Annotated in this window: 23 protein-coding genes, 1 pseudogene and 1 riboswitch; of the genes and pseudogenes, 14 read left to right on the top strand and 10 right to left on the bottom strand. The window is 61.2% G+C overall.

Going from position 1 to position 25281, the window contains the following annotated elements; genetic code table 11:
- Positions 1-2253 (bottom strand): FAD-dependent oxidoreductase (locus tag RDL77_RS22745; protein WP_288194816.1); only part of this gene is annotated, 2253 nt, incomplete at its 3' end.
- Positions 2254-2317: 64 nt separating this feature from the next.
- The gene (locus RDL77_RS22740) at positions 2318-3898 is read right to left on the bottom strand and encodes a trimethylamine methyltransferase family protein (RefSeq protein ID WP_288194815.1); all 1581 of its coding nucleotides are present in this window, start codon (positions 3896-3898) and stop codon (positions 2318-2320) included.
- 53 nt (positions 3899-3951) lie between these two features.
- Here RDL77_RS22740 and RDL77_RS22735 point away from each other — a divergent pair, with 53 nt between their 5' ends.
- Positions 3952-4086 carry a hypothetical protein gene (locus RDL77_RS22735; RefSeq protein WP_288194814.1) on the top strand — a complete coding sequence of 45 codons (135 nt, stop codon included), beginning with the start codon at positions 3952-3954 and terminating at the stop codon, positions 4084-4086.
- A gap of 452 nt (positions 4087-4538) precedes the next feature.
- On the opposite strand, the gene RDL77_RS22730 is transcribed toward RDL77_RS22735, so the two are convergent.
- From RDL77_RS22730 to RDL77_RS22720, 3 genes are all read right to left on the bottom strand, one after another.
- A complete protein-coding gene (locus RDL77_RS22730) occupies positions 4539-5609 on the bottom strand; it encodes a glycine betaine/L-proline ABC transporter ATP-binding protein (RefSeq protein ID WP_223612835.1) in 1071 nt (356 codons plus the stop codon).
- Positions 5602-6489, bottom strand: a complete 888-nt coding sequence (locus RDL77_RS22725) for a proline/glycine betaine ABC transporter permease (protein WP_223612836.1) — start codon at positions 6487-6489, stop codon at positions 5602-5604. Before RDL77_RS22725 ends, RDL77_RS22730 begins: the two co-directional genes overlap by 8 nt.
- A gap of 116 nt (positions 6490-6605) precedes the next feature.
- A complete protein-coding gene (locus tag RDL77_RS22720; RefSeq protein WP_288194813.1) occupies positions 6606-7607 on the bottom strand; it encodes an ABC transporter substrate-binding protein in 1002 nt (333 codons plus the stop codon).
- Positions 7608-7839: 232 nt separating this feature from the next.
- Here RDL77_RS22720 and RDL77_RS22715 point away from each other — a divergent pair, with 232 nt between their 5' ends.
- The 3 genes from RDL77_RS22715 to RDL77_RS22705 all read left to right on the top strand — a co-directional run bounded on the left by RDL77_RS22715 (position 7840) and on the right by RDL77_RS22705 (position 8944).
- Entirely contained in the window at positions 7840-8232 is a 393-nt protein-coding gene (locus tag RDL77_RS22715; RefSeq protein ID WP_288194812.1) for a hypothetical protein, read from the top strand.
- On the top strand, positions 8229-8576 hold the full coding sequence (locus tag RDL77_RS22710) for a hypothetical protein (RefSeq protein ID WP_288194811.1): 348 nt from the start codon (positions 8229-8231) through the stop codon (positions 8574-8576). The genes RDL77_RS22715 and RDL77_RS22710 overlap by 4 nt, the downstream gene beginning before the upstream one ends.
- A 230-nt stretch (positions 8577-8806) precedes the next feature.
- A complete protein-coding gene (locus tag RDL77_RS22705) occupies positions 8807-8944 on the top strand; it encodes a hypothetical protein (protein ID WP_203117525.1) in 138 nt (45 codons plus the stop codon).
- Positions 8945-9266: 322 nt separating this feature from the next.
- On the opposite strand, the gene mmsB is transcribed toward RDL77_RS22705, so the two are convergent.
- Together mmsB and RDL77_RS22695 are read right to left on the bottom strand one after the other, a co-directional pair.
- Positions 9267-10157, bottom strand: a complete 891-nt coding sequence (mmsB, locus tag RDL77_RS22700; protein ID WP_288194810.1) for a 3-hydroxyisobutyrate dehydrogenase — start codon at positions 10155-10157, stop codon at positions 9267-9269.
- Between the two features lie 48 nt (positions 10158-10205).
- Entirely contained in the window at positions 10206-11372 is a 1167-nt protein-coding gene (locus RDL77_RS22695; protein ID WP_223612841.1) for an isobutyryl-CoA dehydrogenase, read from the bottom strand.
- Positions 11373-11491: 119 nt separating this feature from the next.
- On the opposite strand from RDL77_RS22695, the gene RDL77_RS22690 reads away from it, so the two are divergent.
- The 5 genes from RDL77_RS22690 to cobO all read left to right on the top strand — a co-directional run bounded on the left by RDL77_RS22690 (position 11492) and on the right by cobO (position 19385).
- Positions 11492-12949 (top strand): cobyric acid synthase, encoded by a 1458-nt coding sequence (locus tag RDL77_RS22690; protein ID WP_288194809.1) that lies wholly within the window; start codon positions 11492-11494, stop codon positions 12947-12949.
- A 44-nt stretch (positions 12950-12993) separates the two neighbouring features.
- Positions 12994-13228: riboswitch (cobalamin riboswitch) on the top strand.
- A gap of 161 nt (positions 13229-13389) precedes the next feature.
- A complete protein-coding gene (cobU, locus tag RDL77_RS22685) occupies positions 13390-13914 on the top strand; it encodes a bifunctional adenosylcobinamide kinase/adenosylcobinamide-phosphate guanylyltransferase (RefSeq protein WP_223612843.1) in 525 nt (174 codons plus the stop codon).
- 4 nt (positions 13915-13918) lie between these two features.
- Positions 13919-14974, top strand: coding sequence for a cobalamin biosynthesis protein CobW (gene cobW / locus RDL77_RS22680; protein WP_288194808.1), 1056 nt, complete (start codon positions 13919-13921; stop codon positions 14972-14974).
- A gap of 14 nt (positions 14975-14988) precedes the next feature.
- Positions 14989-18720 (top strand): cobaltochelatase subunit CobN, encoded by a 3732-nt coding sequence (cobN, locus tag RDL77_RS22675; protein ID WP_288194807.1) that lies wholly within the window; start codon positions 14989-14991, stop codon positions 18718-18720.
- Between the two features lie 26 nt (positions 18721-18746).
- Positions 18747-19385: a cob(I)yrinic acid a,c-diamide adenosyltransferase gene (cobO, locus tag RDL77_RS22670; protein WP_288194806.1), complete on the top strand. Its 639-nt coding sequence runs from the start codon at positions 18747-18749 to the stop codon at positions 19383-19385.
- Positions 19386-19407: 22 nt separating this feature from the next.
- Here cobO and RDL77_RS22665 read toward each other — a convergent pair whose 3' ends face one another.
- Positions 19408-20199: a TSUP family transporter gene (locus RDL77_RS22665; RefSeq protein ID WP_288194805.1), complete on the bottom strand. Its 792-nt coding sequence runs from the start codon at positions 20197-20199 to the stop codon at positions 19408-19410.
- A 174-nt stretch (positions 20200-20373) separates the two neighbouring features.
- On the opposite strand from RDL77_RS22665, the gene RDL77_RS22660 reads away from it, so the two are divergent.
- From RDL77_RS22660 to cobM, 3 genes are read left to right on the top strand one after another with little or no spacing between them, the layout of a single operon-like run.
- Complete coding sequence (locus RDL77_RS22660) at positions 20374-20802, top strand: TerB family tellurite resistance protein (protein WP_288194804.1); 429 nt, start codon at positions 20374-20376, stop codon at positions 20800-20802.
- Complete coding sequence (locus tag RDL77_RS22655; protein WP_288194803.1) at positions 20802-21206, top strand: cobalamin biosynthesis protein; 405 nt, start codon at positions 20802-20804, stop codon at positions 21204-21206. The genes RDL77_RS22660 and RDL77_RS22655 overlap by 1 nt, the downstream gene beginning before the upstream one ends.
- A gap of 3 nt (positions 21207-21209) precedes the next feature.
- Positions 21210-21971: a precorrin-4 C(11)-methyltransferase gene (cobM, locus tag RDL77_RS22650; protein ID WP_288194802.1), complete on the top strand. Its 762-nt coding sequence runs from the start codon at positions 21210-21212 to the stop codon at positions 21969-21971.
- Between the two features lie 46 nt (positions 21972-22017).
- Here cobM and RDL77_RS22645 read toward each other — a convergent pair whose 3' ends face one another.
- Together RDL77_RS22645 and RDL77_RS22640 are read right to left on the bottom strand one after the other, a co-directional pair.
- Positions 22018-22764 (bottom strand): cobalt-precorrin-6A reductase, encoded by a 747-nt coding sequence (locus RDL77_RS22645; protein ID WP_288194801.1) that lies wholly within the window; start codon positions 22762-22764, stop codon positions 22018-22020.
- A complete protein-coding gene (locus RDL77_RS22640) occupies positions 22751-23866 on the bottom strand; it encodes a cobalt-precorrin-5B (C(1))-methyltransferase (RefSeq protein WP_288194818.1) in 1116 nt (371 codons plus the stop codon). The genes RDL77_RS22645 and RDL77_RS22640 overlap by 14 nt, the downstream gene beginning before the upstream one ends.
- Positions 23867-23976: 110 nt before the next feature.
- Here RDL77_RS22640 and cobA point away from each other — a divergent pair, with 110 nt between their 5' ends.
- Both cobA and RDL77_RS22630 read left to right on the top strand, forming a co-directional pair.
- Positions 23977-24816, top strand: coding sequence for a uroporphyrinogen-III C-methyltransferase (gene cobA, locus RDL77_RS22635; RefSeq protein ID WP_288194817.1), 840 nt, complete (start codon positions 23977-23979; stop codon positions 24814-24816).
- Positions 24813-25281: pseudogene (locus RDL77_RS22630) on the top strand (cobyrinic acid a,c-diamide synthase); the annotation flags it as partial. The gene cobA and the pseudogene RDL77_RS22630, both read left to right, overlap by 4 nt.

Here is a 25281-nt window from a genome sequence, read left to right as displayed (position 1 = left end):
CACCGGCCCATCGCCCAGGCCACCGGCACCGCATTCGCCAGGCGGCGCGGCGATGATCGGCGAGCCCCGCCGCAGCTTCCTGCTGGTGCCGGCATCGAATTCGGCCTTTTCCTGCGCTGCGGCCTCGCGGCCGATGAAGTCGTTCTTGCCAAGCTTGATGAAACGATCCATCGAGCCTTCATAAACGCCGTAGATCGGGCGCAGTTCGCGGAACCATGTCGGGAAATTCTTCTCAAGCCGCATGGAGAGCAGCGCACGCATGCCGAAATCGACGATGCCGAATTCCTCGCCCGCAGCCTTGATGGCGGCGTAGACCAGCCGCTGATAGGCCGGTTCCATCCAGATTTCGTAGCCGAGATCGCCGGTATAGGAAATGCGGTTGACCTTGCAGGGCGCACCGCCGACCGCCATTTCGCGGAAATCCATGAACCGGAAGGCAGCGTTCGACACGTCCTCGTCGACAAGCTTGGCAAGGAGGTCCCGCGCTTTCGGTCCGGCGATGGACAGGCCGACCAGCGTCTGGTCGAAGCGGTGGATATGCACCGACCCGTCTTTCGGCTGGTGCCGCTGGAACCAGCGCATGTGATAGCGCTGGGCGGCGGACGAGCCCCAGATCAGAAAACGGTCTTCGGCTGCCTTGGCGATGGTGAAATCGCCGATCAGCTTGCCCTTCTCGTTCAGCATGGGGGTGAGGACCAGACGCCCGGCTTTCGGCATCGTGTTGGTCATCAGGCGCGACAGGAAGGCTTCCGCGCCGCTGCCGGTGACTTCGTATTTGGCGAAGTTGGCGATTTCGGTGACGCCGACCCGTTCACGCGTGGCGCGGACCTCATTGCCGATATGCTCGAAATCGTTGGAGCGGTGATAGGAAACGATATCTTTGGCTTCGGTTCCCTTCGGCGCGAACCAGAGCGGCGTCTCAAGACCCCAGGAATCGCCCATGACGGCGTTTTGGCGCAGCATGGTGTCATAGAGCGGCGTGGTCTGCTGCGGTCGTGCGGCGGGCAGTTCCTCGTTGGGGAAGCGGATGGAGAAGCGGCGCGAATAGTTTTCACGCACCTTGGCGTTGGTATAGCGCAGCGTGGCCCATTCGCCGAAGCGGGCGACATCCATGCCCCAGACGTCGAAGCCGGGTTCGCCGTGCACCATCCAGTTGGAAAGGGCGAGGCCAACGCCGCCGCCCTGGCTGAACCCGGCCATGACGGCGCAGGCGGTCCAGTAATTGGTCAGGCCTGGAACGGGGCCGACGAGCGGATTGCCATCCGGCGCGAAGGTGAAGGGGCCATTGATGATCTGCTTGATGCCGGCCTTTTCGATGCCGGGGAAATGCTTGAAGCCGACTTCGAGGGAGGGGGCGATACGGTCGATATCCGGGGCCAGCAGTTCATGGCCAAAATCCCATGGGGTGTTGACCGGCGACCACGGCTTTGCCGCCTTCTCATAGGTGCCGAGCAGAATGCCGTTGCGTTCCTGCCGCGTGTAGATCTCGCCCTTGAAATCCATGACGCCGATCAGTTCGCGTCCGGTCGACTGGTTGAACTCCATCACCTCAGGAACGTCTTCGGTCAGGAGATACATGTGCTCCATCGCCAGAACCGGCAGTTCGAGGCCGACCATCCGCCCGACTTCGCGCGCCCACAGGCCGCCGCAATTGACCACATGTTCGGCCTTCACGGTTCCCTGTTCGGTCACCACATTCCAGGTGCCGTCGACTTCCTGCGTCAGTTCGACGACGCGGTTGCGCAGGGAGATTTCAGCGCCCAGCTTGCGGGCGGCCTTGGCATAGGCGTGGGTGGTGCCGGATGGATCGAGGTGGCCTTCGACCGGATCCCACATGGCGCCGACGAAATTGGTTTCGTCCATCAGCGGGAACATGGCCTTGGCTTCGGAAGGGGTGATCAGCTCGGTATCCATGCCGAGATAGCGGCCCCGCGCATGGGCAAGGCGCAGGAAGTCCATGCGCTCGGGACTATCGGCCATCATTACGCCGCCGGTCAGATGCAGGCCGCAGGACTGGCCGGAGAGTTCCTCGATTTCCTTGTAGAGGCTGACCGTATAGGCCTGCAGCTTGGCGACATTCGGATCGCCGTTCAGCGTGTGGAAACCGCCTGCCGCGTGCCAGGACGATCCCGATGTCAGCTCCGAGCGTTCGATCAGCAGGACATCGGTCCAGCCGGCGCGGGCGAGATGGTAAAGGACCGAACATCCGACTACGCCGCCGCCAATGACTACTGCTTTAACGTGCGATTTCATTCACTTATGCCTCTTGTATGGAAATGTGATTCAACGTGTTGAGAGTTTGATTCCGGTGCGGCGGTCAGAAGTCGGTCGGCGCGCCGCCCTCGGCCTTGCGCCGGGCGACGAAGGCATTGATCTCTTCTTCGATGGCCGGGTCGATGGCGGGCTTCTCATAGGTAGCCAGCCGCTCCTTCCAGACCCGGTTGGCGCGCTCGATGGCCGTGGGCGAACCCGCCTCCTGCCACGTCTCGTAATTGCGCCAGTCGGAAATGATCGGGGCGTAGAAGGCCGTCTTGTAGCGCGACTGGGTGTGGGCGGTGCCGAAGAAATGGCCGCCCGGTCCCACATCGCGCATGGCTTCGATGCCGAGCGCATCGTCAGACAGGTCGAGCGGGGTCAGGAACTCAGCCACCATCTGCAGCAGGTCGAAATCGAGGATCATCTTTTCGTAGGAGCAGCACAGGCCACCCTCCAGCCAGCCGGCGGAATGCAGCATGAAATTGCCGCCGCCCTGGATCGCGCCCCACAGCGAGAAGACGGATTCATAGGCCGCCTGCGCATCGACCGTATTGGCGGCGCAGACATTGGAGGTGCGGTAGGGGATCTTGTAGCGGCGGGCAAGCTGGCCGCCGACCATCTGCGCCTTCATGTATTCCGGCGTGCCGAAGGCGGGCGCTCCGGATTTCATGTCAACATTGGAGGTGAAGCCGCCATAGCCGACCGGCGCACCCTTCCTGACCATCTGGGTGAAGGAGATGCCGGCGAGCGCTTCGGCATTCTGCTGCACCAGCGCCCCGGCGATGGTCACCGGCGCCATGGCGCCCGCCAGTGTGAACGGCGTGACGATGACGATCTGGCCGTTGCCCGACATATGGATGATGCCTTCCATCATCGGCACGTCGAGCTTCAGCGGCGAATTGGTGTTGATGATGGTGTAGCAGGAGGCCTCGTTCTGCAGCTGCTCCTGGCTGATGCCGCGGGCAAGACGGGCGATCTCGATACCATCCAGATTGCGCTCCTTGCCGAGCGAATAGATATGGAATGCCTTATCGGACAGGGTGGAGAGATCGCGGATGCATTCGAGGTGGCGCACCGAGGGATGGATGTCGATCGGCTCGACGGGATAACCGCCCGTGGTGTTGATGATGTTGTGCATCTGCGCCAGTTTGACGAAGTTGCGGAAATCCGCCTGGTTGCCGGAGCGACGGCCATTGTCCGTATCGGAGCAATTGGGCGCCGAACCCATCTGCGCGAAAATCAGGTTGTTGCCGCCGAAGCGCACATTGTGCGCGGGATTGCGGGCATGCAGGGTGAATTCCGACGGCGCATAGCCGACATATTCAAGAATCATGTCCTTGTCGAAATGCACGCGCTGCGAGCCGGGGCGCACATCGGCGCCGGCCGCCTTCATGATCTCGCGTGCGCCATCATGCAGCACGTCGACGCCAATCTCCTGCAACACGCGCAGCGAGGCATTGTGGATCGATTCCAGCTCGTCGTCGGAAATGATCTTGGTCGGCGTGAACGGGATTTTCAGCTGCCGGAACGGCGGCTGGTCAAAGGCACCGCTTTCAACGCTGCGGGGGCGGGAGCGTCCGCCACGCCGGCCATGATCGCGTGCCGTTGCGGGGATTTCGATGTCTGCTGCCGGTTCACTCATTGCTCATGCCCTTCACTTGCGATGGTGCCACTATCGCCAGAGACGGGGCAATCGTGCGCGGCCTGAGCGACGCCGAGCGCAAGGGAAGCGACATGGGTGGCGGACGGGTGAAATGGGTAGAAAAGGGCACGCGCCTGCGCAGTCCGTTTGTTCCCGTTGCCACGCCCGCTTTCGCGTCTGGCCGTTGAAAGGTGGGAAAGACGGGCGGTCCCTGGAACGCGGGTCTTGGGGTATTCTGGTATGCGATGCTTGCGATCCTGGGGACCACCCGCTCCGGCGTTTTTGAGGGTTTTACCCAATGCGCAACCATTGAGCCAAACCTCCCCGGCCGCACAGGTTTTCCTCCCTGTGAAGCCGAAGCGCCGATCCTTTCCCGACTTGCGAAGGTTTCCGGAAGCATTCCCGCCGGAAAGGACACATTGAGAATAACGTGGGTTTGCAAGTGGTGGATAAGTTTCAGCCCAATTACTTTTCACCCCCCTCTGTCCTGCCGGACATCTCCCCCACAAGGGGGGAGATCAGCTGTCATGATTGTTCAAGCCAATTTCCAACATTGCAGAATAAGCAGAGCCGCTAATGCCAATGCGATCTCCCCCCTGTGGGGGAGATGGGCGGCAGCCCAAGAGGGGGGTGGGAACGCCTACTCCGCCGCCTGATGGGTCAGATGGCTGATGGGGGTGACCATCGCCTGGATCAGGTTGTTCATGCTGATGACGCCGAGCGGTTTGCCGGCCTCATCCACCACTGTCGCGTGCTGCTGGTTGGCATCCGTCATGGTCTTGGCCGCTTCCTCGAGGATCGTTCCGGTCTTGACCGTCACGCCGCCCGCATTGGCCGAACCGTCGCCCTTGGTCGAGATGGTGTCGACCATGATCACCCGGCCGCGGTTCACTTCCTTGACGAAGCTCGAGATATATTCGTCCGCCGGTTTCAGCACGATATCCTGTCCGGTTCCCTGCTGCACCACCTCGCCGTCGCGCAGGATGGCGATCCGGTCGCCGAGCCGCAGCGCTTCGTCGAGATCGTGGGTGATGAACACCACAGTCTTCTTGATTTCCTTCTGCAGGTCGAGCAGCACGGACTGCATGTCCATGCGGATCAGCGGATCCAGGGCGGAAAAGGCTTCGTCCATGAGCAGGATCGGCGCGTCATTGGTCAGCGCACGGGCAAGACCCACACGCTGCTGCATGCCGCCCGAAAGCTGATTGGGATAATTCTCCTCAAAGCCTTTCAGGCCGACGCGCTCGATCCAGCGGCGGGCCTGTTCTTCCTGCTTTGCCCGGCTCAGGCCCTGGATTTCCAGGCCATAGACCGTGTTGTCGAGCACCGTGCGGTGGGGAAGCAGCGCAAACTTCTGGAAAACCATCGCTGTTTTGTGGCGGCGAAACTCGCGCAGGTCGTTCTGGTTCATCTTGCACACATCGGCGTTGCCGATGATGACCTCGCCGACCGTCGGATCGATCAGCCGGTTGATGTGGCGGATCAGCGTCGATTTGCCCGAACCCGAGAGGCCCATGACCACCTGGATGCAGCCGGCGGGCATATCGATATTGATATCGCGCAGGCCGAGCACGTGGTTGTATTTTTCGTTGAGCTCGGTCTTGGTCATGCCTTTCTTGACGGCATCGACGTAAGCTCCCGGTTTCTGGCCGAAAATCTTGTAGAGATTCTTGATCTGGATACCGGCGCCCTGAACGGAACGATCAGCCATGAACCACCTCCTGGTGCTTTTGAAGGCGCATGCCATAGGCCTGGCTGACGCGGTCAAAAATGATGGCAATGCCGACAATGGCAAGACCGTTGAAAAGTCCGAGCGAGAAGAACTGGCCATTGACCGAACGCAGAACCGGCTGGCCGAGGCCCTGGACGCCGATCATCGAGGCAATGACCACCATGGCGAGCGCCATCATGATCGTCTGGTTGATGCCGGCCATGATCGTGGGCAGGGCGAGGGGGATCTGCACGTTCTTCAGGCGTTGCCAGCTGGATGAGCCGAAGGCATCGGCCGCCTCGAGCACATCCTTGTCGACGAGCCGGATGCCGAGATTGGTCAGGCGGATCATCGGCGGAATGGCATAGATCACCACGGCGATGAGGCCGGGCACCTTGCCGATGCCGAGCAGCATGACCACGGGAATGAGGTAGACGAAGCTCGGCATGGTCTGCATGACGTCAAGGATGGGGTTGACGATGCGCTGGAAGCCGTCGGAACGGGCCATGATGATGCCGATGGGAATGCCGACGACGACCGAAACGACGGTGCCGACGAAAATCATCGCGATGGTCTTCATCGCATCGCTCCACATGTCGAAGTAACCGATCAGGAGCAGGGTGATGACCGTTCCGGCCACGATCTTCCAGTTGCGGCTGGCGAGCCACGCAATGCCGGCGATCAGCAGGACCATGATCGGCCAGGGCGTCGTCGTCATGAATTTTTCGGCCTGGATCAGGAAGTATTGCAGCGGCTGGAAAAATGACTCGATCACATCGCCGTAACTGCGGGTGAAGGCCTTGAAGCCCTCATCCATGGTTTTTTTCAAATTGCGGAGTGTCTCGTCATTCATTTTCGGGAATGAGTAGAACCAATCCATATGGTGCGTCCCCTTCTTTGTGGGTCATCAAATGACCATCGCGACCGGACGCGGCAACGTTCGGCCCATTCGGGATGGTGCGATGCGGCGAAGAAGATCTCCGCCGCATCCATCGGTTACTTGACCGCGGCCTTGATCTTTTCAGCGGCTTCCGGAGAAACCCACTTCGACCACGTGGCTTCGTTGTTCTTCAGGTAATACTTGGCACCGTCTTCGCCGGTTGCCTGATTGTCGACCATCCAGGCGAGGAGCTTGTTGGCTTCCTCGTTGGAAATCTGGCGCTTCTTCAGGTACTCGAAGGCCGGACCCGCAGCGTCAGCAAATTTCTTGGTGACGATCGTATAGATGTCCGCCTTCGGCCAGCCGTTCGGCTTCGGATCGGGGCAATCGGCAACGACGTTGCAGCGCTTCCATTCCTTTTCTTCCCACGGCACGCCATTGTCGAGCTTGACCATGGGGTACTTGCCGAGAATGGCCGTCGGACCCCAGTAATAACCGAGCCAGGCTTCCTTGCGCTCATAGGCCTTGGCAATCGAGCCATCGAGACCTGCGGCCGATCCCGTATCGACGAGGGTAAAGCCGTGTTTCTCGGCTTCATAGGCCTTGAAGAAATTGCCGGTGGTGATCTGGCACGCCCAGCCCGACGGGCAGTTGAACACGGCGCCCTTCTTGGGGTCTTCCGGCGCAGGGAAGAGTTCGGGGTGCTTCATGGCATCGGCGATCGTCTTGATATCCGGATGCGCATCGGCAAAGTACTTGGGTACCCACCAGCTTTCCGTACCGCCTTCGGTGATGGCAGGCGCGGCATAGACCAGCTTGCCTTCCTTGACCGCCTTGTCCAGCGGTTCCTTGACGGCGTTGAGCCAGCCTTCCGGCGCGATATCAGGCTGTCCCTTTTCGATCATCGACGTGAAGGTTGGAACCGTATCGCCTGCGACCAGTTCGGCATCGCAGCCATAGCCTACACTGAGTATAAGCTTGTCGAGATTAGCCAGCGCTTCCGCTGACTGCCAGTTCATGTTGGCGATGGTGACGGACCCGCACCCCGCCGCCGAAGCAGCTCCGGCAAAGCCGAAAAACCCTGCGGCCAGTAAAGTTGAAGCAAGCAGCTTCTTCATCAGTTTTGTCTCCCACTCGTTTTGACAGTTCACCCGGTACGAATCTTAACTTGGTACTGCCTTACCCAGTCGTTCGCTTGTGTGCCATTTGGCATCCTTATCGCATCAGAATGCAATGGTTTCATTGAATTAATGAGGTATATCGCGACAGCACCTGTCGATATAACGACGCGGGAAAACCAATTGTGAAGCCGAATGTCACAATGTTCATGGGGGTAGTGTAACAAGCCGGATGATGAAAGATCAATGCTTTAGGCGATTTTTCTTCATTAATTCATTCACTGCGGTGCGGTTTTTCCCGGTTTTACTGGCTCTAAGCGCCGGATTTTCCCGTGAAGGAATTCCAATGGACTTTCCCTGGTCTTCCGCCGCAATCTGGGTTTCAACCGCCAGCCATCCGGCGTTTCCGGATGGCTGTTTGCCAGGCTCCAACGCACGGGAAAGCACGATGACCGACCCAACCATTGTTCCGATGATCGAGTATGAACAGGCCGATGCTGCCGTGCGGGCGGTCTATGACGACATGATGCACACGCGCGGGACGGACTGGATCAACAATTTATGGTGCGATGCTCTAAAACCACCGGTCGATGCCGCGTTCAAACCAAAAGGGTCCCAACAATGAAATCTCCTGCCAAAAGCCGTGCACCGGTTCATGAGCTGCAAATGGCATCGATGGTCATCGCCATGCGTCTGCCCATGATGATGATGGAGGGGATGACGGAGACGTCTTCCAAGCCGGAATCCACCCGGGCCGTGTCTGAAAAAATGGCGGCGGTGACGGACGGTGTCGTCGCGGCGCAGCTGTCGGTGATCAATTCGGCAGCGACCTTCTGGCTGGATGTGTGGAGCGGCAAGTCACCCGCCGCCATCGCCCAGGCCACCGTCGATAAAGCGACACAGGCGGCGCTCCGGCCCGGCCGGAAAACGCTGCGGGCCAATTACAAGCGTTTGAGCGGCGCAGGCTGAATTAAGGCAGGTTTTCGGCTTTTCTATCCGCGCCATCGTTGATTTTGCTGGTGTTTCCGTGAGAACGCCAGCAATTGCGGCAACAGGGATGCGGTTTCAGCATGGCTGCCATGCAAATTTGCACAGGTCGTTGCTGTAAATGCGACATGCCATGGCGAAAAAACGTGATCAAACTTTAGGCAAAAAGCGCATTTGAGCGGCAACAAACGTTTTTACCCTCAGGTGCCCAAATGCTTTACATCTTCAATCGCAACAATCGCGTCCACATTGCCTGGAATGCCACGGAAAAGCGCAATGCGCCATCCGGCAATGCCAGGAGCGGCATCGCGTCGGCGGTTTCCTTCATCTGGACCCGTTCGGCCGGCTGATCGTCCACGCATCGGACTATTCCGGAAACCGCTGTCCTGTCAGGGCGGCGGTTTTTCTTTGTGCTGTTGTCTGATGAAGACCCAAGTCAAAAACCGCCCTGTCCGTGAGGAACAGTGCGGTTTTTTGCCAAGTGACGCATGGCTTTCTGCCGTACAATACGCTGGCAGAAATTACAGCCCCGGTACGCAGTACCTGATCCGGAGCATGGAGCAGGGTCTTGTCCGCTCCATGCAAAGTTTTAACCGGACATCGTTACCGCGAGGTTAGCGAGACCTTAAACAAATCTAAATTTTGAAAATTTCCCGGCTTTTCCCGACGCGGTCAGCCTTCACGCGTGGCCTCGCGCAGGTAATTGATGATGCCGGAGAAGTCAGAACCTTCGTTCCCGGCGGCGCCGAAGGCCGCATAGATTTCTTCGGCGTGCTGGCCGAGCGGTGTCGCGGCACCGACACTTTTGGCGGCTTCCTGTGACAGCTTCAGATCCTTCAGCATCAGGGCGGCGGCAAAGCCCGGCTTGTAGCTGTTGTTGGCCGGGGATGTCGGCACGGGGCCGGGGACCGGGCAATAGGTGGTCAGCGACCAGCACTGGCCTGACGAGGTCGAGGCGACGTCGAACAGTGCCTGATGCGACAGCCCCAGTTTTTCAGCCAGGGTGAAGGCTTCGCTGACACCGATCATGGAAATGCCGAGGATCATGTTGTTGCAGATCTTGGCGGCCTGACCGGCGCCGGGCTCGCCGCAATGGACGATCCGGCCTGCCATGGGTTTCAGGATTGGCTCGGCAACAGTGAATGCATCGGCCGCACCGCCCACCATGAAGGTCAGGGTTCCCGCCGCCGCGCCGCCGATGCCGCCGGAGACCGGAGCGTCGACCGAGAGCAGGCCATGGGTTTTGGCGATGTCGTGCGCCTTGCGGGCGGAATCCACATCGATGGTCGAGGAATCGATGAGCAGCGCACCCGGTTTGGCCTTTCCGGCGATCTCCGCATAGACGGACAGGACGTGCTTGCCTGCGGGCAGCATGGTGATGACGACATCGGCATCCGCAACGGCGGCAAGCGCGCTTGCCGCGATGCTCACACCGTTGGCTTTGGCGGTTGCGAGATTGTCCGGCAGGAGGTCAAAACCCAGCACCGTATGGCCTGCCTTGACCAGATTGGCGGCCATGGGGTTGCCCATATGGCCAAGACCGATAAAAGCGACTGTCGTCATCGCAGCATTCTCCCTGATAGTGTTCCCGTGTGTCGGATGCGGTGTGGTTCAGCGGCCCATCATCGAGCGGGAAATGATCACCCGCATGATTTCATTGGTGCCTTCCAGAATCTGGTGGACGCGCAGGTCGCGCACCAGCTTCTCCACGCCGTAATCGTGCAGGTAGCCGTAGCCGCCATGGATCTGCAACGCATCATTGGCGACGTTGAAGCCGGTATCGGTGACGAAGCGCTTGGCCATGGCCGACCATTTCGATGCATCATGCGCCTTGCGGTCGAGTTTTGACGCGGCGGTGTACAGCAGGACGCGGGCGGCGGACAGTTCCGTTTCCATATCCGCCAGCTTGAACTGCAGCGCCTGGAACTGGTTGATGGCCTTGCCGAACGCCTTGCGCTCGGATGCATAGGTCACAGCCTTGTCGAGGGCGGACTGGGCACCGCCGAGCGAGCAGGCGGCAATATTCAGGCGTCCGCCATCGAGCCCGCCCATGGCGATCTTGAAGCCATCACCTTCCGCCCCGAGGCGGTTTTCCACGGGAACGCGGCAATTGTCGAAAATCACCTGCCGGGTCGACTGGGCATTCCAGCCCATCTTGTGTTCATTGGCACCGAAGGACAGGCCGGGCGCATCCTTCGGGATGATCAGGGTCGAAATGCCCTTCGGGCCATCTTCGCCGGTACGCACCATGGTGACGTAAAGGTCGGTATCGCCGGCGCCTGATATGAACTGCTTGGCGCCGTTGAGGACATAGTGGTCGCCGTCGCGCACTGCGCGGGTCTTGAGGGCGGCGGCATCCGAGCCGGAATTGGGCTCGGTCAGGCAATAGCTCGCCAGCCATTCCATCGAGGTCAGCTGCGGCACGAAGCGCTGGCGCTGTTCGTCATTGCCGTAGAGATCGATCATCCATGTCGCCATGTTGTGGATCGAGATGAAGGCGGAGAAGGCCGGGCAGGCGGCAGACAGGGCTTCGAAGATCAGCACCGCATCAAGGCGTTTCAGTCCCGAACCGCCGAATTCTTCCTTGGTGTAGATGCCGCCCATGCCGAGCGGACCGGTCTCGCGAATCACATCGGCGGGAAAATGCTTGTCCCGGTCCCAGGCCAGCGCGTTCGGCGCCACGCGGTCCGCCGCGAAGGCGCGCGCCATGTCCTGAATCGCCAGCTGATCCTCATTGAGTTCGAACTGGCCGGACGCCGTATCAACGACCGCATCCATGATAACCTCCCTGTATTCCTCTTGATTTCCACTCTATCGCAAGCGCCGGGCCGCGCAACGATTCAGATAGGTTTTGCCGGGGGCTAGGAAGAGAAAGACATATCCGCTACTCAAAGCCCATGACGCACGCAATCATGTTGCAGGGAACAGGGTCAGATGTTGGTAAATCCGTCCTGGTGGCCGGACTTTGCCGGCTTGCGCGCAACCGCGGATTGAAGGTTCGGCCGTTCAAACCGCAGAACATGTCGAACAATGCGGCGGTCAGCGACGACGGCGGCGAGATCGGGCGGGCGCAGTGGCTGCAGGCCGTCGCCTGCGGCGTGCCATCGTCGGTGCACATGAACCCGGTGCTGCTGAAGCCGCAATCGGAGACCGGCAGCCAGATCATCGTGCAGGGCAAAGTCTGGGGCCAGGCCAAGGGGCGCGATTACCAGACATTCAAGGCGCAGCTGCTCGACGCGGTCATGGCGTCGTGGGACATTGTCCGTGAGGGCGCCGATCTGGTCATCGTCGAGGGGGCGGGGTCTCCCGCCGAAATCAACCTGCGGGCGGGCGATATCGCCAATATGGGCTTTGCCATCCGCGCCAATGTTCCCGTGGTTCTGGTCGGCGATATCGATCGCGGCGGGGTGATCGCCTCGCTCGTCGGCACCCATGCGATCCTGCAGCGGGAAGACCGGGAGATGATTGCCGGCTATATCATCAACAAGTTTCGCGGCGACGTCTCGCTGTTCGATGACGGCCTGACAGCCATCACGCAGTTCACCGGCTGGCCGTCTTTCGGCGTGGTGCCATGGCTGAAGGACGCGGCGCGGCTGCCGGCCGAGGATTCCGTCGTGCTGGAGCGTCTGGTGAAGGGCGAGGGCCGGGCGCTGAAGATCGCCGTGCCGGTGCTCGACCGCATCGCCAATTTCGACGATCTCGACCCGCTGATGGCCGAACCGCAGGTGGATGTGGTGATGGTGCGCAGCGGCGAGCGGCTGCCTGCCGATGCGGGACTGGTCATCATTCCCGGGTCCAAATCCACCATCGGCGACCTCCTGCGCTTCCGCGAGAACGGCTGGGACAGGGATCTCGACCTGCACCGGCGGCGCGGCGGCCATATCATCGGCATATGCGGCGGTTTCCAGATGCTCGGCCGGACCGTGCGCGATCCCGACGGCATCGAGGGCAGCGTGACGGAGACGGCAGGGCTCGGGCATCTCGATATCGATACGGTGATGGAGCCGGAAAAGACCGTGCGCAATGTGGCGGCGCAATCGCTGCCGTTCGATCTGCCGCTTGATGGCTACGAGATTCATCTGGGCCGGACGACCGGCCCGGACTGTTCGCGCCCCGCGGTGCGCATCAACGGCGTCAATGACGGTGCCATATCGGCGGACGGCAAGGTATTCGGCACCTATCTGCACGGGCTTTTCGGGGCGGACCGGTTTCGCGCCGCGCTTCTGGGCACGATGGGCATTGCCGCTGAAACATTCGACTACAAGGCCGGGGTGGACGCCGCGCTGGATAGTATCGCCGCCGAGCTTGAAACAGTGCTGGATGTGGATGCGCTGCTTGCATGTGCCGCTCCCTGAGCAAACCGTGCGGATTCCATTGACATTTCCCGTGGGGGGTGAATAACGTCCCAGCCATGATTGGTTCCCATATTGGCCAAAGGCCAAGGGATCAAAAGGGAATGCGACGGTTGTACCCTCAAGGGCGACCCCACCGCAGCCGACCCCGCGACTGTAGAGCGGCGAGGATCAATGCAAAGCCTGACGCATATGCAGAAGGCAGCCACTGGGAAACCGGGAAGGCAGCATTCATCCTGTGACCCGCGAGCCAGGAGACCTGCCAGTCATAGAGCGTTTCCCAGGAAACGCTCGGGGCAATCCTGCCCAAGAACCGAAGGGTCGTGTCCCTTCAGGCCCAGCACGGAGGTTGTTATGGCTGCTCGCATTGTATACGCGCTCGTTTCCCCGCCCGCATTCCGCTTGATCGTACCTGACGGATCATCGCGATTGCAGTGACGGCGATGCCCCAGCTGAATCACGGCGTGACGTTCATTCTCGGCGGTGCCCGCTCGGGCAAGTCCAGTTTTGCCGAAGGCCTGATCATGGCTTCCGGCCTTGAACCCGTTTATGTCGCAACCGGCAGGTCCTGGGATGAGGAAATGTCAGTCCGCATCGACCTGCACAAGGCGCAGCGTGGTTCATCCTGGCACACCATCGAAGAACCGCTCGATCTGGTGGATACCCTGCAAGGGGTTGCTGCCGAAGGAAAGGCGATCCTTGTCGATTGCCTGACGCTCTGGCTGACCAATCTGATGATGGCCGAGCGCGATATCACCGCCGAGACACGGCAGCTCGTGCAAGTGCTGCCGAAACTTCAAGGCTCGATCGTTCTGGTTTCGAACGAAGTGGGTCTCGGCATCGTACCGGAGAACCGCATGGCGCGCGATTTTCGCGACCATGCCGGACGTCTCCATCAGGCCGTAGCGCAGGCCGCGGCAACAGTCTATTTCGTGGCAGCCGGGCTGCCGCTCACCATGAAGGGATAGGAATATGCAGGGTCAGAAGATTCCAGCAACGGTCATCACCGGTTTTCTCGGTTCGGGCAAAACCACGATGATCCGCAATCTGCTCGAAAACGCCAATGGCAAGCGCATCGCACTCATCATCAATGAATTCGGTGATCTCGGCGTCGATGGCGGCCTGCTCAAGGGCTGCGGCATCGAAGCCTGCCGCGACGAGGATGTGATCGAGCTGAACAATGGCTGCATCTGCTGCACCGTGGCCGACGATTTCATCCCGACCATGACCAAACTGCTCGACCGTCCGGACCGTTTTGACCATATCGTCATTGAGACGTCAGGCCTCGCGCTGCCACAGCCGCTGGTTGCCGCATTCAACTGGCCTGAAATCAAGACGCAGGTGACGGTTGATGGTGTTGTCACGGTGATCGACGCTTCCGCCGTGTCGGAAGGCCGGTTTGCCGACGACCATGACAAGGTGGATGCTCAGCGGATTCAGGATGAATCGCTCGACCATGACAGCCCGCTTGAAGAACTGTTCGAGGATCAGATCCGTGCCGCCGACCTGATCGTGCTGAACAAGAGCGACCTGATCAGCGACAAGCAGCTGGAAGGTGTGCGCGGCGATGTGCAGAGCCGCTCGTCGCGCTCGCTCAACATGGTATCGGCAAGCTTCGGCAAGCTCAGCAATGAATTGCTGCTTGGTCTCGGCGTCGGCACCGAAGAGGACATCGCCAACCGCAAGTCGCACCATGAAATGGAACATGAAGCGGGTGAAGAGCACGACCATGACGAGTTCGAGAGCTTTGTTGTCGGGCTTGGTCCGGTGGCCGAACCCAAAAACTTTGTCGAGAAGCTGAAGGCCGTGATTGCCGATCATGACATCCTGCGCCTGAAAGGCTTTGCCGATGTTCCCGGCAAGCCGATGCGTCTGGTGGTGCAGGCCGTCGGCACGCGCATCGAGCATTACTTCGACCGCGCGTGGAACCCGGGCGAGGAACGGCAGACCCGTCTCGTCGTCATCGGACTGCACGATATCGACAATGACGCCATCACATCGGCGGTAACCGCCGCTGCCGCTGCCTGACGATAGGATATTGAATGCATCTCCTGCTTGCCCAGAAAGGCACCATCGCTGAAGGCACCGAGGCCATCGACCTCGGCCAGACGCCGGGAGATGTGCTGTTCCTGTCCGCCGCCGATACGGAACTGGCGAGCCTTGCCGCCGCACGGCGGCAGGGCGATGGCGCGGTTTCGCTGCGCCTTGCCAATATGATGAGCCTGTCGCACCCGATGTCCGTCGATGCCTATGTCGAGCGGACAGCGCGGCATGCCAGGCTGATCGTCGTCCGGGTGATCGGCGGCGAGAGCTACTGGCCCTATGGCCTCGAAGCGCTGCATGCCTGCGCCGTCAATCACAAGGTGCAGCTTGCGGTGCTGCCGGGTGACGACAAACCCGATCCGGGACTCGACCGGTTTTCAACCGTTGCCCGGCATGATCGCGATGCGCTCTGGCATTATCTGCTGGAGGGCGGGGCGCAGAATGCCCAGCGCTTCCTCGATTATTGTGCAGCCCTGATTTCTTCGGGTGAAAAGCCGCAGGAAGCGGCGCCTTTGCTCAAGGCCGGGTTGTGGTGGCCCGGCAATTCGGCGCCGTCGCTGGACGCGATGCGGCGTGACTGGACTGAAGGGGCGCCTGTCGTTGCCATCTGCTTCTACCGGGCGCTGGTGCAGAGCGGCCAGACAGAGCCTGTTGCGGCGCTCCTCGATGCATTGCGCGCCAAGGGACTTAATCCGCTGCCGGTGTTTGTCTCCAGCCTGAAAGACCCGGTTTCCATCGCGACGCTGGAGAGCATTTTTGCCGAAGCGCCGCCCGGCGTTGTTCTGAATGCAACTGGCTTTGCCGTGTCTGCACCGGGCTCCGCGCGCAAGCCGACCGCGCTTGAACATGACGGCGCGATGGTGCTGCAGGTTATCTTCTCCGGCTCCAGCGCCGAGCAGTGGCGCCTGTCGGATCAGGGGCTTTCCGCGCGCGACCTGGCGATGAATGTTGCCCTGCCTGAGGTCGATGGCCGGGTTTTGTCGCGCGCCGTGTCGTTCAAGTCGGCGCAGCATTTCGACGAGGCGGTGCAGGCCAATATCGTCATGCACGAACCGCAGGCGGACCGTGTCGCCTTCGTTGCCGATCTCGCGGCGAACTGGGCGCGGCTGCGCACAAGCAAACCGAATGAGCGCCGTGTTGCGCTCGTCATGGCGAACTATCCCAACCGGGACGGACGGCTTGGCAACGGCGTCGGGCTCGACACCCCCGCGGGCACTTGGCAGGTGCTGAAATCCATGCGCGATGCCGGATACGATATCGCCGATATGCCTGCCGATGGCGAAGCGCTGATCCGCCATCTGATGGCCGGGCCGACCAATGCGGCCAGCGACATCAGCGCCATCCGCGAGATGATTTCGCTCAATCAATACAACAGCTTCTTTCAATCGCTTCCCCAGGTGATTCAGGAGAAGGTCACGGCGCGCTGGGGTGCGCCGGATGGTGATCCGTTCTTCCTCGATGCGGCGCGCGGCTTTGCGCTGCCGCTCAGCCGGTTCGGCGCGGTGCTGGTCGGCATCCAGCCGGCACGCGGCTACAATATCGATCCGAAGGACACCTATCATTCGCCGGATCTTGTGCCGCCGCACGGCTATCTCGCCTTCTATGCCTATCTGCGCGGTGTCTACGATGCGCATGCCATCGTGCATGTGGGCAAACACGGCAATCTCGAATGGCTGCCGGGCAAGGCGCTGGCGCTGTCGGAAACCTGTTTCCCCGAGGCGGTGCTGGGGCCGGTGCCGCATATCTATCCGTTCATTGTCAACGATCCGGGCGAGGGAACCCAGGCGAAGCGCCGCTCCGCCGCCGTCATCATCGATCACCTGACGCCGCCGCTGACGCGGGCCGAAAGCTACGGGCCGCTGAAGGACCTCGAAGCGCTGGTCGACGAATATTACGAAGCCTCCGGCGTTGATCCGCGCCGGCTTGTGCGGCTAAAGGTGCAGATTCTTGATCTCGTCCGCGATATCGGTCTCGACAGCGATGCGGGCATTCACGATCACGATCCCGACGATCTCGCCCTGCAGAAGCTTGATGCCTATCTCTGCGATCTCAAGGAAATGCAGATCCGCGACGGGTTGCATATTTTCGGCCTGTCGCCGGAGGGGCGTCTGCTCACCGATCTGGTGGTCGCTCTGGCACGGGTGCCACGTGGCTCGGGCGTCGGGGCTGATCAAAGCCTGCAGCGCGCCATTGCCGGTGATCTCGGCTTTGCCGGTTTCGATCCGCTGGATTGTGATATGGCCGCACCCTGGAGTGCGGAACGGCCGGAGATTCTGAACGCCGTCACCGACGAGCCATGGCGCATTGCGGGCGATACGGTGGAGCGCATCGAGTTGCTGGCGGCCAGGCTGGTGGCTGGTGAAATCCCTTGCCCTGCTGAATGGCAGGCAACGCAAACGGTTCTGGACGGTATTCGCACGACCCTGCATCCGGCTGTGATGGCCTGTGGCGCAGCCGAAATGGCGGGGCTCATGACCGCGCTGAACGGGCGTTTTGTGGCGCCGGGACCCTCCGGCGCGCCGACACGCGGCCGCCCCGATGTCCTGCCGACCGGACGCAATTTCTTCTCCGTCGACAGCCGCGCCGTACCGACACCCGCCGCATGGGAACTCGGGCAGAAATCGGCTGAGCTGTTGATCCGCCGCTATACGCAGGATCATGGGGAGTGGCCGACATCGCTGGGGCTGACCGCCTGGGGCACGTCGAACATGCGCACCGGCGGCGATGATATTGCGCAGGCGCTGGCCCTGATCGGTGTCAAACCCGTCTGGGACATGGCTTCGCGGCGCGTCACCGGATACGAGATCATTCCGCCGGCCATGCTTGGCCGTCCACGCGTCGACGTGACCCTGCGCATATCCGGCTTTTTCCGCGATGCTTTCCCCGACCAGATTGCACTGTTCGACACGGCGGTGCGGGCGGTCGGCGCACTGCCTGAGGATGCGGAAGACAATCCCATTGCGTTGCGCATGCGCACTGAACAGGCGCGGCTTGTGGCTGAGGGAGCCGACGAAAAGACGGCGAAGCAGCGGGCGGGCTTTCGCGTGTTTGGTTCAAAGCCCGGTGCTTACGGTGCCGGCCTGCAGACGCTGATTGACGAAAAGGCATGGGACAAGCGCGACGATCTTGCCGAGGCGTGGCTTGTCTGGGGCGGTTATGCCTATGGCGCGGGTGAAGAGGGCAGGGCTGAGCGCGGTCTCTTGGAAGAGCGCCTGCGCACCGTCGAGGCCGTGGTGCAGAATCAGGACAACCGCGAGCACGATCTGCTCGATTCCGATGACTATTATCAGTTCGAGGGCGGCATGTCGGCGGCGGTCGAGCAACTGTCCGGCGAGCGCCCGACCATTTATCACAATGATCATTCGCGTCCTGAAAAACCCGTGATCCGCACGCTGGATGAAGAAATCGGCCGTACCGTGCGTGGTCGTGTGACCAACCCGAAATGGATCGCCGGGGTGATGCGCCATGGCTACAAGGGTGCCTTCGAGATGGCGGCAACGGTCGACTACCTCTTCGCCTTTGCCGCCACGACAGGCGCTGTCCGCAACCATCATTTCGAAGCGGTTTATCAGGCTTTCCTGATGGATGATGGTGTGCGGGCATTCCTGAAAGACAAGAACCCGCATGCGCTGCGGGACATCGCCGAAAAGCTGGAGGAGGCCGTGCAGCGCGGCTTCTGGACCCCGCGTTCGAACTCGGCGCGTTATGAACTCGGCAAGCTTGCCGCCTGAGACAATGATTCGGAAGGAGACGCCAAATGGCTGAAAAATCACAGAAACTGTTGAACCTGACCGAAGAGGAAGTCAACGCGCGCCACGCCGACAAGATGCGCAAGAAGAAGGCCGTGCGCGACAAGATCCTTGCCACCAAGACCGATGAAAAGGGACTGGTCATCGTCAACACAGGCAAGGGCAAGGGCAAGTCGACCGCCGGTTTCGGCGTCGTGTTTCGGGCGCTCGGCCACGGCATGAAGATCGGCGTGATCCAGTTCGTCAAGGGATCATGGGATACGGGCGAGCGCTGGGTTCTGGAGAAATTCCCCGAACAGGTGACCATCTCGGCCATGGGCGAGGGCTTTACCTGGGAAACGCAGGACCGCGCCCGCGATATCGCCATGGCTCGGGATGCCTGGGAACAGGCGAAGACGATGATCCTCGATGACGAAACCGATCTTGTCCTGTGCGATGAGCTGAACATCGCGCTGCGCTACGACTATCTGCCGGTGGAGGAAATCATCGATGTGCTCAGGCAGAAGCCGCACATGAAGCACGTGATCATCACCGGGCGCAATGCCAAGGACGAACTGATCGAGTTTGCCGATCTCGTCACCGAGATGGAAATGATCAAGCATCCGTTCCGTTCCGGCATCAAGGCGCAGAAAGGCATCGAGTTTTAGAGGCGATGTTCATGCCACGCTGTTAAAACAGCGTGGCGAGCCACAGGCGGATCGGATTGCTCGGGTCCAGAAGCAGCTTTGTCGCCAGCGCCAGGCAGACGATCACCAGCAGCGGCTTGATGATTTTTGCGCCGTTCTTCATCGCCAGCCCCGCACCGACCCGCGCGCCGATGAACTGGGCGACACCCATGCACAGGCCGACCTTCCAGTTGATGACGCCGAGAAAGGCGAAGGTGGTGAAGCCGCCGAGATTGGAGGCAAGGTTGAGCAGTTTCGTGTGGGCCGTTGCCTTCAGCAGGCCGTAACCGGCCAGCGAGACAAAACTGAGCATGAAGAACGAACCGGCGCCGGGTCCGAACACGCCGTCGTAAAATCCGATCAGCGGAACGATCGCGAGACCGAACAGGAACGGCGTTATCCGATGGGCGCGGTCGATATCGCCCATGTTGGGCTTCAGGGCAAAATACAGCGCGATGGTGATCAATAGGACCGGCAGGAAGGCGCGCAGGAGATCGCCGGGCAGAAAGCCGGCAAGGAGGGCACCCGCCACCGCACCGAGGAATGACATGAACGCCGATGGAAGCTGCTTCTTCAGGTTCACATGGCCCTTTTGGGCATAGGCTATGGTTGCCGAGGTGGAACCGAACAGCGATTGCAGCTTGTTGGTCCCCAGCGATTCCACCGGCGAGAGGCCGGCCAGAAGCAGGGCCGGAACGGTGATCAGGCCGCCACCTCCAGCAATGGAATCGATGAAACCGGCGGCAAAGCCGGCAAGGATCAGAAGTACGGGAACATTGTCGAAGAAGGCGGGCATGGCGGGAGACTCTTTGCGAATGCGCCGGACCATAGAGGGAATTTTGGCTTTGGCGAGAACATTTCAATGCTGAGCCGATCCGCTTGTGCGAATCGCATTCTAGTGTGTTGTTTGCGCACTTGAATTCAGCCGCCGGGGCTGCGATCTATCGCGTGAAGACAGTTTGGGGGTACAATGAGCGAGAGCATCTTTGATCGCATCACCGCATTTCTTGGCGCAAAGAGTGCCGTGCAGAAGGTTGCCGATGATCCGGTCCTGACGGCGGAGCTCCTGCTTCTGATGCATGTGGCGCTGGCTGACGGCAAGACCGAAAAGTCGGAATATGCGGCAATCCTGCGCATTGCCTCCAATGATTTTGGCATTGCTCCCGACGAATTCGGCGAAGTGGCGGACTATCTGAAGGATTTCGGCTACGAAACCTCCAGTGAGCAGGCGGCGCTGGCTTTTGCCGATGTACCGTTCGAGCGCAAGGTCATGCTGCTGCGGCACCTGCTGACGATTGCCAATGCCGATGACGATCTCGATCCGAAGGAAGCCAATCTCATCCGCCGCACGGCCGATCTCCTGGGCGTGACGCCGGAAGAGCTTCACAAGCAGCATTGATGGTTGATAGGCCGGAGAGCGCAGCCCGTTACACGCTGGGCCTTGGATGCGAGCGGGGATGCGATCCGGCGGAACTGCGCGGCCTTGCCGAGTCGGTCCTGCGTGCGGGCGGAGTGAAGCCCGGCGATCTTGCGGGCATCCATTCCCTCGATGCGCGCGCGGGTGAACCGGCGATGATTCAGCTTGCCGCGCTTTGGCAATTGCCATTCCTGTGCTTCGATGCGGCAACCCTGGAGCGGGAAACGCCCCGCCTTGCCAATCCGTCCCGGCGTGTCTTCGAACTGACAGGCAGCCACGGCGTCGCGGAAGCGGCAGCGCTTGCCGCTGCGGGACCGGACGGCGCGCTGGTGATCGGTAAGACAAAATCCGCCCATGCAACGGCTGCATTGGCAAGAAAGAGATAGACAATGACGGTTCATTTTATAGGCGCCGGCCCCGGCGCCCCCGATCTCATCACCGTGCGTGGCCTGAAACTGATCCAGTCCTGCCCGGTCTGCCTCTATGCGGGATCGCTGGTGCCGCCGGAAATGGTTGCCGAAGTGCCGGAGGGCGCGCGCGTTGTCGATACCTCTTCGCTGACGCTGGACGAGATCATCGCCGAGTTTGAGCGCGCGCATGCGGAGGGCAAGGATGTGGCGCGGGTGCATTCCGGCGATCCTTCCATCTATGGCGCCGTGGCCGAGCAGATGCGCCGCCTCGATGCGCTCGGCATCGACTATGACGTGACGCCGGGGGTTCCGGCCTTTGCCGCCGCCGCCGCTGCGCTGAAAAAGGAACTGACGGTTCCCGAGGTGTGCCAGACCATCATTCTCACGCGCACCTCGATGAAGTCCTCGGCCATGCCGGAAGGCGAGGATCTCGTGACATTGGGCAAATCCGGCGCGACGCTTGTCATTCACCTCTCCATCCGCAACCTCCAGCGGATCGAGACCGATCTTGTGCCGCTCTACGGCGCCGATTGCCCCGTCATCGTGGCCTACCGCGTCGGCTGGCCGGACGAACAGTTCATTCACGGCACGCTGGCGGATATTGCCGGAAAAGTGCGGGAGTCGGGCCTGACGCGCTCGGCCATGATCTTTGTCGGCAAGGGCCTGTCGGCGGATGCGTTCCGCGATTCCGCGCTTTACCACAAGGATCACAGCCACACCTTGCGGTCACGCTCGGAGTGACAGGCATTGAGGGGAGTGTTAAATCCTACAAACAACACCTTTGCCGCTAGCCCAGCGTTTCCTCAATAAACCGCAGAACGCCTGATGTGTCGGGCAGGATGTGACCGGCGGGGCGGTGCGGCCGCTCGATCATGATGACGGGCAAGCCAAGTTCGCGCGCCGCGGCGATCTTGGCATAGGATGCCGCGCCGCCGGAGTTGCGGCAGACGATATGGGTGAGGCGCTTGCGGGTGAGAAACAGGGCTTCCTCATCCTTCTTGCCCGGCTTGGACAGTTCCAGCTCGAAATCATGCAGGTCGAGCGGCGTTTCCGGCGGATCGATCATGCGCACGACGAAGTACACGTCGCTTCGTCTGGAGAAAGGGGCGATGTGCTGGCGGCCGAGCGCCAGCAATATCCGGGCCTTTGCGGGAATGGCGGAAACCGCTTCTTCAAGGCTTGTGACGCTGGTCCAGGCATCCCCAGGCTTGCGCTGCCAGTCCGGCCGCTCCAGCCGGACGAAGGGAACGCCCGTGGCATCCGCCGCCGCGCGTGCATTGTCCGATATCTGCGTGGCGAAGGGGTGGGTCGCATCGACGAGCAGGGCGATGTTTTCCCTGCGGATATAGGCGGCAAGGCCGTCCGCGCCGCCAAAACCGCCGGTGCGCACTTCGCCTTCGATCCTGCCGGGATTGCTGGTGCGGCCGGCGAGCGATGAGATTGTCCGATAGCCACGGGCGACAAGCGCGGCGGCAAGCTTGACCGCTTCCGCCGTGCCGCCGAGAATGAGCACAGGACGATCAGAGGCGGGCAAGGATTGTCCCCTTGCGGTCGGTCACGATTATTTCCACCTCGACAGGCGCACCCCTGAGGGTGGCGAGCGCCACGGCCTTGGCTTTTTCGGCGATGGACTTCGGCAGGTCGATGCCAAACCCTTGAGTCATTTCAAGCACTTCCTGCGCGGTGTTGGCATTCAGAATCCGCTCCCTCATATCCTTGTCGAATCCAAGCTTTTCCGCTTCATCCGCCAGAAATGCCATGCTGACCTGACTGCGGGCGGAGTGGAGATCAAGCGCGCCCTGTGCCAGCTTGGTCAGCTTGGCGAAGCCGCCGGCGATGGTCAGCCTGTCGATGGGATGAACCCGCAGATATTTGAGCAGCCCGCCGGCGAAATCGCCCATGTCGAGCAGCGCGATATCTGGCAGATTGTAGATCGCCTGCGCCGCATCCTCGGAGGTCGATCCTGTCGCCGCCAGCACATGAGTGAGCCCGGCGGCGCGGGAAACATCGATGCCGCGATGGATCGAGTGTATCCATGCCGCGCAGGAAAACGGGTGGACGATGCCCGTCGTGCCGAGAATGGAGATGCCGCCGACAATGCCGAGACGCGGGTTCCAGGTTTTCTTCGCCAGTTCCTCGCCTTCCGGCACGGAGATGGTCACGACAAGATCGGCGGGCAGGTCGTACTGGGCGCAGATTTCCTCGCAGATGGCGGTCATCATGGCGCGCGGGACGGGGTTGATGGCGGCTTCCCCCGGCTGGATCGGCAGGCCCGGCAGGGTGACGGTGCCAACGCCTTCGCCTGCGACAAACTGAATACCGCTGCCGGGAGCGGCGGGATGGACCGTGGAGATGATGGTGGCGCCATGGGTAACATCAGGGTCATCCCCGGCATCCTTGACGATCCCGGCAATGGCATAGCCGTCGCCGATTGATTCGAGTGCCAGCGGAAAATGCGGGACCTCGCCCTTCGGCAGGATGATGGCGACCGGATCGGGAAATTCACCCGTGATCAGTGCAATCAGCGCGGCCTTGGTTGCGGCGGTCGCACAGGCGCCCGTGGTCCAGCCCCGGCGCAGGGGAGCAGGGTTGGCATCGTCTGGTTTTCGCAATCCGGCATCGGGTTCGTCGCTCATGCGCGTCTTATAGACCAGCTTGGGATAGAGTTGCATGATTTTTCCGATAAGTTCATGCTTGCGATGCGGAAAATTATGCTATGCGCGATGCAACAGATACGGGGAGCGCGATGAGCGCAGTGACGTCAAAATTGCCGAAGTTCGAAACGGGTCATGTCTGGCTTGTCGGGGCCGGGCCGGGTGATCCCGGGCTCTTGACGCTGCATGCGGTCAATGCGCTCGAACAGGCGGATGCCATTGTCTATGACGCGCTGGTCAACGAGGAATGCCTTTCCTTTGCCCGTGCGGACGCGGAACTCGAATATGCCGGAAAGCGCGGCGGCAAGCCTTCGCCCCAGCAGCGCGATATCTCATTGCGTCTGGTGGAACTGGCCAAGGCCGGCAAGCGGGTGCTGCGCCTGAAGGGCGGTGATCCCTTCGTCTTCGGCCGGGGCGGCGAGGAGGCGCTGACGCTGGTCGAGCATGGCATTCCCTTCCGCATCGTGCCGGGAATCACCGCCGGTATCGGCGGGCTCGCCTATGCGGGCATTCCGGTGACCCACCGCGAGACCAACCAGAGCGTGACCTTCCTGACCGGCCACGACGCAACCGGCCTCATTCCCGATACGATGGACTGGGCGAGCATCGCCAAGGGTTCGTCCGTCATCGTCATGTACATGGCGATGAAGCATATCGGTGTCATCGCCGCCAAGCTGATGGCGGCGGGCCGCGCGAAGGACGAACCCATGGCCTTTGTCTGCAATGCCACGACAGGCGCGCAGACAGTGCTGGAAACAACCCTTGCGCAGGCCGAGAATGCTGTGGAACAGGCGGGACTGCGCCCGCCCGCCATCGTTGTCATCGGCGAGGTGGTGCGCCTGCGTAATGCGCTCGACTGGCTGGGGGCACTGGACGGGCGTGTGCTGCAGGTCGATCCGCTGGGAACACGCCGCGAAAAGGATGCGGGATGAAGGGCTTTGTCATCGCCGCCCCGGCATCGGGAAGCGGCAAGACCACGGTAACGCTGGGTTTGCTGCGCGCGCTGCGCGATGGCGGCGTGAAAATCGCGCCGGCCAAGGCGGGTCCCGACTATATCGATCCGGCCTATCACAGCGTTGCCAGCGGTGTACCCTGCATCAATCTCGATCCCTGGGCGATGCGGCCCGACCTGATCAGCGCCCTGGCATCGCGTCATGCGGAAGGCGGCAAGACGCTGGTGGTCGAGGGCATGATGGGGCTTTTCGACGGTGCGCTGGACGGCAAGGGATCCGCCGCCGATCTGGCCGTGCGCCTGTCGCTGCCGGTCATTCTGGTGCTCGACTGCGCAAAGCAGTCGCATTCGATTGCCGCCGTGGTCAGCGGCTTCCGGGATTTCCGCCGCACGCTGATGATCGCCGGGCTGGTGCTCAACCGTGTCGGCAGCGCCCGGCACGAGG

Source organism: uncultured Phyllobacterium sp., assembly GCF_902479695.1.
In the GTDB taxonomy this organism is placed as follows: Bacteria; Pseudomonadota; Alphaproteobacteria; order Rhizobiales; family Rhizobiaceae; genus Phyllobacterium; species Phyllobacterium calauticae.
This window is presented reverse-complemented; position numbering and strand designations above follow the sequence as displayed.